At 31.5% G+C, this 16,469-nt stretch carries 12 protein-coding genes; all 12 read right to left on the bottom strand.

The features are described from left to right. Nucleotide 1 precedes the first annotated feature (1 nt). The 12 genes from deoR to ACKJXD_RS08475 all read right to left on the bottom strand — a co-directional run bounded on the left by deoR (nt 2) and on the right by ACKJXD_RS08475 (nt 16,388). Nucleotides 2–763, bottom strand: a complete 762-nt coding sequence (gene deoR / locus ACKJXD_RS08420; protein ID WP_267350177.1) for a DNA-binding transcriptional repressor DeoR — start codon at nt 761–763, stop codon at nt 2–4. Nucleotides 764–817: 54 nt separating this feature from the next. Further along, nucleotides 818–1,483, bottom strand: a complete 666-nt coding sequence (gene deoC, locus ACKJXD_RS08425) for a deoxyribose-phosphate aldolase (RefSeq protein ID WP_220216240.1) — start codon at nt 1,481–1,483, stop codon at nt 818–820. An 848-nt stretch (nt 1,484–2,331) separates the two neighbouring features. Beyond that, complete coding sequence (gene frr / locus ACKJXD_RS08430; RefSeq protein ID WP_065558475.1) at nt 2,332–2,889, bottom strand: ribosome recycling factor; 558 nt, start codon at nt 2,887–2,889, stop codon at nt 2,332–2,334. A 29-nt stretch (nt 2,890–2,918) separates the two neighbouring features. Beyond that, a complete protein-coding gene (pyrH, locus tag ACKJXD_RS08435) occupies nt 2,919–3,653 on the bottom strand; it encodes a UMP kinase (RefSeq protein ID WP_065633747.1) in 735 nt (244 codons plus the stop codon). A gap of 120 nt (nt 3,654–3,773) precedes the next feature. Further along, nucleotides 3,774–4,634, bottom strand: a complete 861-nt coding sequence (gene tsf / locus ACKJXD_RS08440) for a translation elongation factor Ts (protein ID WP_220216239.1) — start codon at nt 4,632–4,634, stop codon at nt 3,774–3,776. An 88-nt stretch (nt 4,635–4,722) separates the two neighbouring features. Beyond that, nucleotides 4,723–5,460, bottom strand: coding sequence for a 30S ribosomal protein S2 (rpsB, locus tag ACKJXD_RS08445; RefSeq protein ID WP_065558472.1), 738 nt, complete (start codon nt 5,458–5,460; stop codon nt 4,723–4,725). Between the two features lie 841 nt (nt 5,461–6,301). Further along, nucleotides 6,302–7,714, bottom strand: coding sequence for a hypothetical protein (locus ACKJXD_RS08450; protein WP_430876052.1), 1,413 nt, complete (start codon nt 7,712–7,714; stop codon nt 6,302–6,304). Nucleotides 7,715–7,730: 16 nt separating this feature from the next. Further along, on the bottom strand, nt 7,731–9,230 hold the full coding sequence (locus tag ACKJXD_RS08455) for a hypothetical protein (RefSeq protein WP_430876053.1): 1,500 nt from the start codon (nt 9,228–9,230) through the stop codon (nt 7,731–7,733). A gap of 120 nt (nt 9,231–9,350) precedes the next feature. Then, nucleotides 9,351–10,304, bottom strand: coding sequence for a hypothetical protein (locus ACKJXD_RS08460; protein ID WP_430876054.1), 954 nt, complete (start codon nt 10,302–10,304; stop codon nt 9,351–9,353). Nucleotides 10,305–10,882: 578 nt separating this feature from the next. Beyond that, the gene (locus tag ACKJXD_RS08465; protein ID WP_430876055.1) at nt 10,883–11,899 is read right to left on the bottom strand and encodes a hypothetical protein; all 1,017 of its coding nucleotides are present in this window, start codon (nt 11,897–11,899) and stop codon (nt 10,883–10,885) included. A 60-nt stretch (nt 11,900–11,959) separates the two neighbouring features. Beyond that, nucleotides 11,960–12,925 (bottom strand): hypothetical protein, encoded by a 966-nt coding sequence (locus ACKJXD_RS08470; protein WP_430876056.1) that lies wholly within the window; start codon nt 12,923–12,925, stop codon nt 11,960–11,962. A 79-nt stretch (nt 12,926–13,004) separates the two neighbouring features. Further along, nucleotides 13,005–16,388: a M23 family metallopeptidase gene (locus ACKJXD_RS08475; RefSeq protein WP_430876057.1), complete on the bottom strand. Its 3,384-nt coding sequence runs from the start codon at nt 16,386–16,388 to the stop codon at nt 13,005–13,007. Between the last annotated feature and the right edge of the window lie 81 nt (nt 16,389–16,469).

Here is a 16,469-nt window from a genome sequence, read left to right on the forward strand (position 1 = left end):
ATTAATAAATTAAACCAATGTTATTTTCTTTAAAATATGAAACATATTCTAAATCAGGTACTTTGTCTGTCATTACCAAATTAAATTCATCAAGGTTACAAATAAAAGCTGGCTTAACTTGGTTAAACTTAGTGTGATCGACAATTAATATATTTTGATTAGATTTTTTCATGGCTTTATGTTTCATATTTAACTCATCAAAATGGTAACAAGTGGTACCTTGAGTTAGATCGATACCCGCTGCCGAAATAAAGGCTTTATTTGGACAAATAACATCGAGCTGATTATTTGAACAAATACTGGTAAAAATTGCATTATTAAGTTGATAATGCCCACCACATAAAATGATTTTACACTTTGGCTTTTTTTGTAATGCCAGAAAGGAATTGAGCGAGTAGCAGATGGCAGTGAAAGAAATATCATCACTAATTTCATCAATGATAAATTGCATAGTCGTACCACAATCAAAAAAAATTGTATCGTTTTCATCAACAAATTGACTAACCAACTTACCAATATAACGTTTTTCAATTACTTGCTTATCTTGCTGATCAGACACAAAATATTGCGATATGGTATGACGTGCCTGATTAACCACATAACCGCCTAAAACAGCCAAACATGAGGAGTGATTATTAAGATCACGACGAATTGTCATTTCAGAAACACCAAGCATTTGTGCTGCTTGTTTTAAATGAATTTTATCGATTATTTTTAAATGTTCAATAAGTGCATTGACTCTTTTTTTGGGTTGTGTTTCCATTGCTATTCCATCTATAGCCATAAGCTACTGTATCAGTAGCTTATGAAGGATGAATTAATAACCGCTAGAGGAAGTTTTATCGCCTGATACAATCGCAATACCCGCGCTAGCGCCTAATCGATTTGCACCAGCATAAACCATTTTTTCAGCCGTTTGACGATCTCTAATGCCACCTGATGCTTTAACACCCATTTTATCACCGACTGTTTCACGCATCAATTTTACATCTTCAACCGTCGCACCAGATACACTAAAACCAGTCGATGTTTTTACAAAAGCAACACCAATTTCCTTGCAAATAGCACAAACTTTCACAATTTCTTCTTTAGTTAACAAGCAAGTTTCTAAAATGACTTTTAACGGAACTGCACCGCATGCTTTAAAAACAGCTTCAATATCCTTTTTCACTGCTTCCCAATCATTGCTTTTTAGCCAACCGACATTGATAACCATATCGATTTCTTCAGCACCTGATTTGACAGCCATTTCGGTTTCAAATGCTTTAGCCGATGTTAACATCGCACCAAGCGGAAAACCCACAACCGAACAAACCTTTACATCACTACCTTTTAATAAGCTAGCGACTAAAGGAACATAACCTGAATTAACACATACAGAATAAAAATGGTACTGCTTAGCTTCTTCGCATAATTTACGTATTTGATCTTCAGTCGCATTCATTGCGAGTAAAGTATGATCAATATACTTTGCATAACCCATAAAATGTCCTTTAATTATTGTTAATGATATCTAGTAAATATTGTTAGTAATGTTAGGATAATAACATTATATGACTATAGATGTTATTATCCTAACATTATATACTTAAATTATGATAATTAAAAACAAAACTCTGTGCTAACTACAGACAATTTAAACAGAAAAATTATTTAATAAATACCCAGCTTTAATGAATCGTGATTTCTTCATATCAATATTGACAGGTATTTTTCAAATGCATTCCAATGTTTTGTTAGCAATAAAAATACTTGGTTAACACTTCAGTAGTTTCCAACAGGTTAATAATCTTAAAGTAAAGTTCATCAGCATTAATTACTTTGTTTTCAAACTGACCAGAAAAATAATTAACAAATTGCTCATAATACAAATCTGGATACTGCCCGATTGCCGTCTAATACAATTAATTCAATTTTATTGCCTAAAAAATTTAACAGGCGTAGTAACACTAATTTTTAATAAGTTGATAGGATAGGTAAGAAATTGGGTAAGTAATGCGCACTCTAACATTACCCATTGATTTAGAATATTTAAGCATTATTCACTAAATCAAGTTAGAAAATTTTATTAACTTTAGTAGAAGATAATGAACCGAATCTAATCGATTATTCATCCTTAAATCTTATAAATTCGTTATTTTATTTAAGTTAACGTTGATCGATTAAGTTCAACTTTACATCACCTAAAATAGAAGGCTGACTTTTTATCGAATGATTTTTTTGATTTCATTTTTGAAAGTCCACTAAATGCAAATCAAAACTTTAAAAGCTAATGATATAAATAAAATAAAAAAAGCCTAGTTAAATCAACTAGGCTTTTCAAACAAAGAATTAAAATTCCATTAACTCTTTTTCTTTATCAACAAGTACAGCATCTAATTTTTTAATGGCTGCGTCAGTTGCTTTTTGAATAAAATCTTGTGATTTACGTTCATCATCTTCTGATATTTGCTTATCTTTTAATAATGCTTTGACTTGATCATTCGCATCACGACGAATATTACGAATTGACACACGACCTTGTTCTGCTTCGTTACGAACAATTTTCGTTAAATCACGACGACGTTCTTCTGTTAGTGGTGGCAATGGTACTCGAATAACCGTACCTGCCGACGCTGGATTGAGCCCTAAATCAGAAGATAAAATTGCTTTTTCAATCATTGGTGTTAATGATTTATCAAATACGGTGATAGCCAATGTTCTCGCATCTTCAGCCACCACATTTGCTAATTGACGAAGCGGCGTTGGGCTACCATAGTATTCAACCATAATACCGTCTAATAAGTTTGGCGATGCCCGTCCTGTTCTAATCTTAGAAATATGAGTTTGAAACGCATCTATACTTTTTTCCATGCGCACTTGCGCTTCTTTTTGAATCTCATTTAGCATAATAAAAACCTTATATTGAATAAATAAGACTAACAGCTTACTGTTGCCTGATTATTAATTAATGTCCCTTCGGGTTCACCTAAAATCACTCGACGTAATGCACCTGGTTTATTCATGTTAAAGACACAAATCGGCAGGTTATGATCACGTGCTAACGTAAACGCAGCTAAATCCATTACTTTTAATTCATCATCAAGCACTTTTTCATAATTTAATGTTTTATAAAGTGTTGCATTTGGATCTTTCACAGGATCAGCCGAATAAACACCATCAACTTTTGTTGCTTTTAACACCACATCTGCTTCAATTTCGATACCACGTAAACACGCTGCTGAGTCAGTTGTAAAAAAAGGATTACCTGTTCCTGCTGAAAGAATAACCACTTTACCATGACGAAGCAAGCTAATTGCTTCTGTCCAGCGGTAATCGTCACATACTCCATTAAGTGGAATAGCTGACATTAAACGCGCATTAACCTCAATTCGATGCAACGCATCACGCATTGCAAGACCATTCATTACTGTTGCTAGCATCCCCATATGATCGCCAACAACACGATTCATACCGGCTTTTGCAAGACCAGCTCCACGAAATAGATTACCGCCCCCAATAACAACAGCAACTTGAACATTCATTTCAATAAGTTCTTTAATTTCTTGCGCCATGCGGTCAAGAACGGTGGGATCAATACCAAAACCTTCATCGCCTTGTAGTGCTTCACCACTGAGTTTAAGAAGAATACGTTTATAGAAAGGGGTTACCATATGAAGTCTCACTATTTCGTTATTTAATTACCTGACAAGCTAAAAATGGCTAGCTAGCAATAATTTAAAAAAATTTGTAGATAAACAAAACCGCCTTGACGGCGGTTTTTTACGAAACAATTAAGATTGTTTCGACATCGCAGCAACTTCGGCTGCAAAATCAACTTCCACTTTTTCAATGCCTTCACCCACTTCAAAACGGATGAAAGAAGCAACAGTCGCTTTTTTCTCAGCCAGTAAATCACCAACAGTCTTACTTGGATCCATAACAAATGGTTGACCAGTAAGTGAAACTTCACCAGTAAATTTACGCATACGGCCTTCAACCATTTTTTCAGCGATTTCACGTGGTTTACCTGATTGCATTGCAATTTCGATTTGAATATTGCGCTCATGTTCAACAACATCAGCTGGAACATCGCTTGGGCTAACATATTCTGGTTTGCTTGCAGCAATGTGCATTGCAATATGTTTAACTAATTCTTCATCACAACCACTGTTTGCAGCAACTAATACACCGATACGTGCACCATGTTGGTAACTACCAACTACATCACCTGAAATTTGTTGAATACGACGAATACCGATGTTTTCACCGATTTTTGCAACTAGTGCTGTACGTTCTTCTTCAAATTTTGCTTGTAACGCAGCAAGATCAGTAATGCTATCGTTCAATGCTGCAGTAGCAACTTTTTCGCTAAACTCTAAGAAACCTGCATCTTTAGCAACAAAGTCTGTTTCGCAGTTGATTTCTAAAATTACACCCGATTTTTTATCCGCAGAAATCTTAGAAATAATCACACCTTCAGCCGCTACACGACCTGCTTTTTTAGCCGCTTTTGCTTGACCTGATTTACGCATATTGTCGATAGCAACTTCGATATCACCATTTGCTTCAACTAATGCTTTTTTACATTCCATCATACCTGCGCCAGTTCTTTCACGCAGTTCTTTTACCATAGAAGCGGTAACTTCAGCCATTTTTAAATCCTCTATTTAACCATTGTGATGATTTTCATTAGAATGGGTCGATTATTTATATTATCGACCCTGAAAATATTTGAGTTTATTACTCTGCTGCTGGAGCTTCTTCAACAAAGCTTTCTTCAGATACTGGAGATTGATTTTGTTCACGACCAGCACGAACGGCTTCCGCAACTGCATTTGCATATAATTGAATTGCACGAATTGCGTCATCATTACCTGGAACGATGTAATCAATACCATCTGGATCTGAGTTGGTATCAACAACAGCAACGACTGGAATACCTAAATTGTTAGCTTCTTTGATAGCGATATGTTCATGGTCTGCGCCAATAACAAAAATCACATCGGGTAAGCCACCCATATTTTTAATTCCACCCAAGCTATTTTCTAATTTAGCCATTTCACGAGCACGCATTAGTGCTTCTTTTTTGGTTAATTTGTCAAATGTACCATCACTAGCTTGTGTTTCTAAATCTTTAAGACGTTTGATTGATTGACGTACTGTTTTCCAGTTAGTCAACATACCACCTAACCAACGGTGATTAACATAGTATTGTCCACAGCTTTCAGCGGCTTGTTTAATCGCTTCGCTTGCTGCTCGTTTTGTACCAACAAATAAAATTTTACCTTTACGTGCAGCCACTTTGTTTAATTCAGCTAACGCTTCGTTAAACATTGGTACTGTTTTTTCAAGGTTGATAATGTGAACTTTGTTACGCGCACCAAAAATAAATGGTTTCATTTTTGGGTTCCAATAACGGGTTTGGTGTCCAAAGTGTACACCTGCTTGTAACATATCGCGCATTGATACTGTAGTCATGATTTCCTCATTTTGACGTTGGGGTTATGCCTCCACATATCCGCTTTAACCGACCTTATTGCATAAAACAAAAGGCACCCCGGAAAAGAGTAATGATATGTGTGTGTTATAACGTTAATTAAAGTTTAAAATTTGTACTGACTTTCACAACGATTTTTTTGAAAAATGAATGTGAAAAGTAGCGCGCGTTTTATACCATATTTAGATAAAATTTACTAGCGTTATTTTTTATAATATGGAAAGAATAATGTTGTACTTTAAAAAAATCACATTAAAAATGTAAAAAATTGGGCAAATTTTATGAGGTTTTTAAGTATTTTTTCCATCAAGAAATAAAAACATTGGCTTTATTAATATTATGGTTTTACTCGTTAAAAAATTAGATTTGTTGCTTTCATACTAACTTAGGTAGTTAAGCGTTAATTAACTTTCTAAAGTTGTTTCGGTGATAAATTCTTTTCAAGTGCATCTTTATAATCAGCAGGAGAACGCTTATTTTCTCTTCTTTATTGATCTAATTCCTGTTTTCCTGATTTTGCTTGTCTTTATTTTACTAAGATATACATTTCGTTTCATCACCATTTTTTATATAACCCAAATAGTTTTCGGCATCATCTGTCATTTCACAGTTTAATGCTTCTTATTCTGGTCGCGTACCTTCTGCATTCAGCTCATCATACCATTCACGTTTATAATTAATTAACAGGCGTCCCAGAGCGCTTGTTAAGTGTGGTTTTTGAGTTGTTACCTTAAAACATTTGGTTGATGTTTTTAAGTGCTATACCTACTTCTGTATCCCATTTTGATGAAGTCGCCAATAATTTTGCACATTTTAATGTTATCATTCTTGGTAAGTTAGCTCGCTAACTGTAGGCTGTCTGTAGGCTGCGAGATAATTTTCACCCACAATAAAGAGCATTTCGTTCATATAAATCGCTTTATTTCCATTTAGTAGAAATTTAGCTAATGGTGATTTGTCGATATTGTCAAATGTGATATATTCCAACTCGTCACTAATATCTATATTAAATTTTTTAAAATTTTCGACTTGCTGTTGATAGCGTTTTTCATTACCAAACAACTGTTTTGATTTCGCCTTACCAAAGGTGAATGAATAGGCTTGTTGATAATTCACACAAAGCTTTTTATCAGCAGGATTTAAAGTTAGTGTGATATCATAAAGCTCATTGAATTTGTTACTTTCAAAACGCATATAATTATTTGCTTGTTGACTAGTTAGTAAAAGGCCTTTTGTTGAATGTATTTTATTATCTTTAACCGCTAATTCACTGTAGCAATTTGACGTGACAGGTAACTCTTGAAACTTCCCTTTTTTTGTTACTTGAAAATGTTGTACTTCTACTGTTTCATCTTCAAAACGTTGGCGGCGCTCAATAAAATAGTTTTTGTCAATAGTAAAATAACGATAACCAACAGGTTGTCCATCACCACCTGGACCGCCTCGAGTTGTAGTCCGATAATCAAATAACACCAGTTTATCTAGAACCTTATAATCATTAGAAAACAGATATAAATATGAATCCGTCTCACCACTATCCCAACCTACATCAATAAATATTGGATTTATAGTAGGTGAAATAGAAGGATACTTTGCTCCGGATATATATATTGCAAACCACGGAAGATCTAAAAAATTTTTAAAATGAATGGATAACGGTTTTAATACATCATCTCGATATAGCACAAAAGCATCGTTTGCATTAAACGGAACATTGATTGTGGGTAACTCAGGGATTTGTTGAATAAATTCTTTTTCAAAATAAGGCTTTGAATAAAATACTGGCTTACCATCTTTTCCAAACAGAAGCAGCATATCATCCAATAATAAGGCCTGCCGATTTTGTGTTACATACTGTTTTAATAGGCTATTATCAATATTTTTATCAAATTGAAGATAAGTAATGTTATCATTTAATTTAATATTATAACTATGCTCTAATAATGTTTGCTGCTTTTTTAAATCAATATATGTTTGTTCAATATTATTAATTTTAAAAAAATCTTCTATAGGCATCGTATTACGTTTAATCAAAAACGACTGATTATTGAAATAAAATTTATTACCACGTAATTTTATATCAAAATCAATCGTTGTTTCATCTACCAGTGTATTGCTAATACCATAAATAATTCCCCAATTATCTAGCGCTTTTTTTTCATCAGCTATCGCTGATGATACGATTAAATTTAATAATAGAGAAAATAATACAAAATAATAATTACTTTGTTGCATATTGTTAACCTTAATCCTAATCCATTTCTTGATAGGTTAATTCACTTTCAGTAGGCTGTCTGTAAGCTGCGAAATAATTTTCACCCACAAAAAATAAAGTATCTTTCATATAAATTGCTTTATTTCCATTTAGTAGAAATTTAGCTAATGGCGATTTGTCAATATTGTCAAATACGATATATTCCAATTCTTTACTTATATCAATGTTGTAACGTTTGAAATTTGTCACATACCTTTGATATAATTCATTATTATTAAAAAATTTTTTCGAACTCATCTTACCAAAAGTAATAGGAAAAGAGCGCTGATAATCTATACAAAAAACTTTTTCTTTTGGCATAAGAGTTAATATTCTGCTTTCAAATTCATCATAGTCTAAACCATTAGCAAAACGTAAATAATTATTACCTTGATTACTCATTAACAAAAGACTTTGTTTTGATTGTAGATTATTGACATTAGATGCGGATTTCTTATAACAATCAGATGTTACGGGTACTTCCTTGAACTTTCCTTCTTTCGTAATTTTGTAATGTTGTATTTCGATTGTCTCATCTGCAAAACGTTGTTGACGCTCAATCAGATAATTTTCATCAATTTTATAATAAATAAAACCTTGAGCAAGATCATCTATATGAGATTCTTTTCTAGTTAATCCATCTACTTTTTTTAAAATAAGTTTATCAAGCAACTCATAATTATCTGAAAATAAATAAAGATAAGTTATTATTTCACCATTTTCTTGAATCCCTTCAATTAAAGTTGGCCTAATATTTTTGTGAATAACAGGAAGGTTTATGCCTGAAATATTAAATATATAATTATTGCGTTGTTCAATTAACTTATTGTTGGTTAATTCAAGGTAATTAATAAAATTTCGAGGAATATTATGAGTGTAGAATTCATTTTCATTAAATACAGAATAAAAAAAATGATTATAGTTGCTATCCCATACATAATTTCCAGTAATTCGAGAATTATATGGTAGTTTTAGAGATGGAAATGCTTTACTTATTTTTTTAAATGAATCTTGACCAGATGATTTTAAAAAGGATAAAACCATGTCCTGATTAATAAAAATTAACTGTTCATTTAAATAAACTATTTTACGTTCAGGTAATAACAGTTTAGCAAACTCACTATCTATTGAAGAATCAAACTGTATATAATGTACTTCGTTTTTTGGTAAAGAGAAATCTTTAAGTAAATCAGAATTTAATAAATTTTCTGGTATTAATTTAGAGATACTTTCAGCTTTTCCTACTGTGACTGAATACTTACTATCATTTACATAGAATACATTATTTTCGAACTTAACTCTAAGATTATTCGGATAATCCTCATTATTGTGTTTTTTAATCTGATGATTTTTGACATATTTGTCCAAAATCCAATATGTTTGGTCTTTATTTATATCTTTGGCATAACAATAAGAATAAGAAAAAGAAAAAGAAAAAGAAAAAAAAATTAAACAAACAAATTTCTTTACCCAATAATAATCCTTTGTACTTATCATATAGATACCTCTCGTTTTTTCCATTTTCTTTAAAAGCCTCATTCCAAAATTATTAATCAATCTGCAAGCTTATACTAGTGGCTCATTTTTAATGATTTATTTGATAGCTAAAAAAATTCATTATCTTTTTAATTTAACAAAAACACCCTTTTCATCAATAATATAGTTTGTTCTATTTAATAAGATTGTTTGTTTTTTATATCCATCATAAGGACTTTCAATTTTTTGAATTGTTATTTGGTAATTATTATCAATAAGGAATTTGTTCCAAATACCACCATCCTCTAACTCAAGATTTTCACCTAACTCCATGCGATCAATGAAATAAAAATTATTAGAAAGGCTGACTAATGATAATTGAGGTGAACCCGAAAGAGAATATGAAGATAATAATAGTAATTTTATATTGTTAAATTCTTTTAATTTTATTGCTTTAAGATAATCGTCATCTAGCATACCTTTAAAAAAATAATTAAACTCATCAGGTATAGGTAAAAAACCATCATTTTTTTCTGGTGGCCAATAACGATCATTTAATGGGAGAGTAACTGTATGTAATTGATTATATATACTTTCCAATTCTTTTCGCATTTTCTGTTTATTTTTGTATGTTAAAATAATATCGTTATTATTGAATAAGAAAAGATAATCAGAATTTAACACTAATGATTCATTTAAATTATATTGGTTTGGTAATGTTTCAATCATAAAATTTTGATTATCTTGCTGATTATCAATTAAATTTAGTCGTTTCAATTCTTTGTCTAGTAAATTTTGAATACTTGCTGCTAAATTGGCTTTAGTTTGTTTTATATTTATTAGATATTTATCCTCAAATATTAATTGATATTTATTACTTTTAACTGATATTTTTTTTAAGCTTCTATACATTTGGTCAATTAGCTCAAAGTCAGTTGTAGAATTAGATAAGTAATTAATATTAACTAATTGCCATTCGGTTGTATCTTTGTTTATCGAATCATTAGCGTTATTTTTTGCTTCTGTGTTGGCTATTATTGCGAAGTAACAAAATAAAAATAACCCGATAAATCTACTTATAATTTTAAACATCATTAACCTCAACAATAAATTAACTATGAATAAATGTAATTAATTTTTCTTTATTTAAAGTTGTTGCATTAGTACAAAAATATTCAGTGGTATCTCTTTGTAAATAATCTATATTACTAAATTCTGCTTCATCTAATGAATATTCGTTATATTCAAATATTTTATCTAAATTTATCTTACTATCTTTACTAAAAGCATATCCTGCTAGCTGTTGGTAATTTCTTAACCATCATTAAAAGTCACAACATTGAAATCTTTAATAAATATTTTATCAATCATCTTTTTATATGAATTTGCATAATAAGTTTTGAAATTAAATTCATTAGCATTTTTTTACAAAATCTAATAATCTAACTTGATGATCTATACCATTTATATAAACAAAAACAGCCGTTTCAGAATCAAAATAAAATCAGCTTCATTTTTTCCTATATTACCAGTATAAACACAAAAAATAGCTTGGCTAATAGTAGGAGTTAATAATAGAAAGAGTAAAATTACTTCTTATAATTCATTTTAGTATTTCTTAACTTATTTTATCTGGTGTACAGCTAAATTAATAATTATGGGTCACACTGCTATTAATAATCATCATAATCATTAGTATCTATATAATTGCGACAAAGGTTCAACTCTTTAGGTGTGCATACTCTTTGTTTTGTAAACACCAATAGATTAGAACGTACGACTATAGTTCCAACCTCTTTATACAAACATTCTGTTTCAACATGTTTATAACGGTTATTTTCTAAGTATTTAAAATTATTTTTCAACGATATAACTTCATCTTCTTTTTTGCCCGGACAGTATTTGTAGCTGTAAGCAAATTTATCTTCATCATCAATGCTGAAATCATTACCGGAAAGATTCATTTTGACAAATTTCTGCTGTTTTTTGTCATAAGAGTAAGCATAATATTTATCAATATTATTTGAACCCGACAGTTGATCTTTAACGATGAAAAAGGAATTATTATTTCCATAAAAATTAAAATCAAAACTTTCATTAGTTTTGATGCTAACATAGCCATGAAACTCACATTCACTTATATCATCGATGACTTGAATAAGACGACCATCTTTTTTATTGAAGATTTTAACACCCACAATATGTGCTTTTTCCTTTTGATTTTTAGACACTATCACTTTAAAATAAAAATCTTTTGTGCTATCTCTCTGTAAATAATCTATATTAATGAATTCCGCTTCATCTAATGAATATTCGTTATATTCAAATATTTTATCTAAATTTATCTTACTATCTTTACTAAAAGCATATCCTTTTAGCTGTTGGTAATTTTCTGAACCATCATTAAAAGTCACGACATTGAAATCTTTAATAAATATTTTATCAATCATCTTTTTATATGAATTTGCATAATAAGTTTTGAAATTAAATTCATTAGCATTTTTTTTTACAAAATCTAATAATCTAACTTGATGATCTATACCATTTGTATAAACAAAAACAGCCGTTTCAGAATCAAAATAAAAATCGGCTTCATTTTTTCCTATATTACCAGTATATACACGGAAAATTGCTTGGCTGATGGCAGGAATTAATAATAGAAAAAGTAAAACTGTTTTTTTATAGCTCATGTGTAATTCCTTAATTTATTTAATATACTGCTGGATTCATACTTATCAGTCACACAGCTATTAATAATCATCATAATCATTAGTATCTATATAATTGCGACAAAAGTTCAACTCATTAAGTGTGCATGCTCTTTGTTTTTTAAACTCATATCGGCCATTATTTTCGTTTAGATAACTATCTTCCTGAAATAAGCATTCTGTTGAAACTCGTTTATAACGGTTATTACCTATGTATTGAAAATCATCTGTCAGAAATATTTGGGATCTTTCTTTTTTACTCGGACAGGTTTTGTAGCTAGTAGCTTTTTTTTCTTTATAATCAAAACGAAAATCATTACCTTCGAGATTTAATTTAACAAATTGCTGTTGGGTTTTGTCATAAGCGTAGTAATCTGCTATTTCATTAGGACCATAATTTCTATTTTTAGTTAGATAAAAGTCATTATTATCACCATCAAAATTGAAATCAAAGCCTTCCTGTGCTTGAATACTAACATAAGAATTAAATTCACACCCTTTTATTCCCGTAATAGTCTGAATAAGGCGACCATCCTGTTTGCTATAAATTTTGATCCCCACAATTTTAGCTTTTTCCCCTTTTTTCTTTGATACCACCACTTTAAAATAAAAATCTTTAGTGCTACTTAGTTGTAAATAATCTACATTATTAAATTCTACTTTGCGTAATGAATGTTCATCGTATTCACTGTATTCAAATGTTTTGTGTAAATCTACCTTATCACCATTAGATGTATAGCCTATAAGCCGTTCTGAATCAAAAATATCAACTTTCTCAATTACTGGATTAACATTATTAGATTTGAATTTACTGGGATTACGAATCTGACTTATATCAAGATCCTTAACTTGATGATCTTTATTATCAATATAAACCGCGTAATCATATTCAAAATAAAATTCAACTTTATCTTGACCAATGGTACCTGTGTAAATGCGACTAAATTCTGCAAGGCTAATTGTCGGTATTAATAATATTAGAAGTAAAATTGACTTGATATAATTCATCTTGTATTCCTTAATTTATTTTTGTTTTTTGCTTTGTTGTTTTGCTTTCGCTTCTTTCTCTTTTCTAAGTCACTCTTCTTCATCTTTTTTCTTGAATTCTTCTATCTCTTACTTTTGTCTGTTCAGCTTTAACTATTGACTGTAAGTTGACAAAGAATGCCGGATTGATTTTGTAGGCTAATCTATCGTTTTGTGTGTTTTTTGTATAAGTTCGATTACCATTTTTTTTCATAGCGATTTCAAAATGTAAATGAGGATTACAAAGTCCAATCGCGTTACCTGTATCACCCGTATATGCAATTAATTCACCTGCTTTAACGCTCCCAGTTGTTAAAACAGCTGAACTTAAATGACAATATCGAATATAAAAATGATCACTATTTATATCAAAATTACCGGCTTGAACTATCTCTCGTTTGTCTGGCTCATTAAATTCAAGCATATAGTCATTTCTTGATGCGCGTAAATCATCACCGTTAACTTTTATTACTAATACATTTCCATACCCACCTTCTACTCCATATTGGACTATTTCTCCATCTAAACACGCATAACATGGGGTATTTATGTCTGCAAATAAATCTAAACCTGTATGAGCTTTAGCTCCCTGATTTCTTACAAAACCAAAAGCGCCATTCCATTTATTAAGAAACGTGTTTGAACTATAACACGTTCGTTGTGGGTATTCTAAAGGCTCATGCCAGCAACTTTTTTTGATATTAAAATAATCCACCATTGCTACTGGGTGAATAAACCAAGCTTTGCCGTCTGTTGATAGGTTGGTTGGTTTTGGGGAGGTGGTATCCGTTTGGCTACCACTTTCGGTTTGGGATGCTTGAGCTTTGGCGACTTCTTTCCACCATAACGATGGCTTTATGCGTTGTTCTTTTTCAATTTGCCAGTTTGTTTTAATAAGCTTGTACTCTTCTTCTAATTTTTCAAAAGCAAATTTTCGCTCATGCGCTTTGGTTATACCTAATACATCTAACGATTTGGATATAAGCGCTTTCTTTTCTTCTTTTTCTCCTTCAAACTGGTCATCTATTTCATTCCATTTGGTTAGCGCTTCATCCGCATACCATTCACTTTCATATTTTACTAACAGGTGCCCAATCTGCTCTGCTGTCCAACTTGTCCGTAATGCAGCTTTTAGATACTCTTTGGTCAATGGTGGTAATGATTTTTTTCCTTGCACTGAATATAGCGAGGATTCAGTGATAACTCGATGTAATTCTGACATTAATGGAGTATAGTCGGCTAAATCCAGTGTTGCAGCTTTATTCTTGCTTAGCTTTTTAGATAACTTGCCTACCGTTGCTTTTTCTTCGACGGTATTAAAACCAGCCCAATGCCATGGCGTGACGAGTTTTATATGTGGTTGAGCATCTTTTTTAGTATTAATCCAACCTTGTATCGGTATGCCTTGCTCATTTCCTGCCTGAATATACATCCAAACTGAATCCGTATCAGTATCATTTACTGCTACCATGCTTTCATCGACTGAGGATGCCTTTAGGGATACTGTGCGCGGATAATATACTGTATTGTAGATTGTCGCTAATTTTAGATTTTCGGATGATATCGGGAATTCTTTCCAATAATCTATCTTACTATTAAGTTGCCCATCTTGCCCATGTAAATGGAGTACGTCTTTCGATGCTATCCAAAAATGATTATCCTCAACGCAAAAACGTATATTAGGCCAAAACTTGTAGCGTTCAAGCTCAAAAGGGTTATCCTTAATAGGAGGCGGGAGTTCACATATTAGTTCAACTTCATCTGGAATATCCTCTTCTTTTAATTGAGGATAGGTATATTGGTAAATTATTATTAAGTTCTTTTTTTCTTCACTTCTTAAACGATACTTTACGACTTCATTATCGTTTTTAGAACGATTTCTATTTATCGTTTCAATAACATTAAAAATATTATTATCGAAAGAAAATTTCTTTTTGCTCCACACAACTCTAGAGGAATCAAAAGTCAGTGGTGACGTATTTAGCGTATATTCAAGTTTAACTTTTACATAGTGATAATGCGCATTACCAATGAACTTTACCGTCAAACCTTTATATAAAAATCCATCGGGTTTTGAAGCTTGAATTAAATTTGCCCCTTTTTCAACTAAAATGATCGTTTTTTCTCGATCGGGTAACTTGTCAGCTAAGGCTTGTGTTTTATTAATAAACGCGGGCAAATCTTCACAGGTGAATAATTCAATGTGTACTAATGGCGGTAAATCATAATCTGATGGGCGTTTCATTGTTGATAATGGTGATTTTATCGCTTCATCAAAACGTTGGCTTTGGCTGACGTTATTACCTATATAACCAATAAAATCACCCTTTTCAATCGGAACTGGCTGTTTTAATACCACAACTTCATCTAATTTTTCTGGTTTTAGCGCTGTTAACGTCAACGAGGATAATTTGACATAGCCTTTATGAGTTGAATCTTGGCTACCATTTTCAACTTTTAAGCTAGAAGGGATAACACAACCACTAATTTTTTTAATTTTGGCATAGCCATTTTCATGACTATCAAATTCAAACGTAGCCGTTTTAGGTAAATACGTTAATTTTTGTTTATCATTAGCCGATTCATATACCGTTATACCTTTGACCTCTGTTTCAGGTTTACCTATCTTTTTATTATCTTCCCGACAGATTTCATAGTCTTTGTTGGCATCTGCTGTTTTTCCTGTTGGTCGATCTGATGCCGTTTTACCGATATCCTGATACCAAACATAACCTTCTATATCCCCCAATTCAGTTTTAAATCCGCTTGAAGTCACTAAGGTACCTTGAGTGATTGATACAATCTTATACCAACCCGGTTGCCCTTTTTTTTGCTCGCCTAACCGGATTTTACTGCCTTTTAGCAATAAACCGACTACTTCCGTTTTGCTTCCTTTTTTTCTTATTACACTACCTTTAATTACTTCTGCTTTTTCTTCGTTAACTTTACCTGCAGCTGCTTGCCAATAATTTGGATAGATTACAAAATTACTATTTTCTTTTTGTTTTTGCTGATATCCATACCAATCAAGCTGATGCATATATAAACTGTATAAAGTTATTGCTGGTGGAGCCTCGGTTGAATCAGGAATTTTAGGCATTTGTAAATAATGACGAACTAATGTAAAACTCCTTGAAAAATAGGCTACTTTTTGTGTTTTTGTAATGCCTTCTTGTTCCTCATTATCTTTGTACACAATTTTAGGATATACATCATCAATACGATAGGCAATAACTTCACCATTTGCCATACACCATAGTTTGTCATCATTACCTATTTTATTTAATACAGGCTCATCGATATGAATGCCACCATGCCATATTCCATCTTCACTAAATGGAAAAAAGCCACTCTCTGCTTCAGATAATCCTTTATAACAAGCATCTTGACTGATTTGCTCTTTACAAATAGGAAGAATAAAGTTAGTTATTGTTTTTATTGTCATTGTTTTATTTCCTTAATCCGAAAAACCTTTTGAGTTAAACGTAATAAATTTTTTCAGTAATAACTCAAGTTCTTTATTATT

The organism is Gilliamella sp. G0441 (genome assembly GCF_050589305.1).
In the GTDB taxonomy this organism is placed as follows: Bacteria; Pseudomonadota; Gammaproteobacteria; order Enterobacterales; family Orbaceae; genus Gilliamella.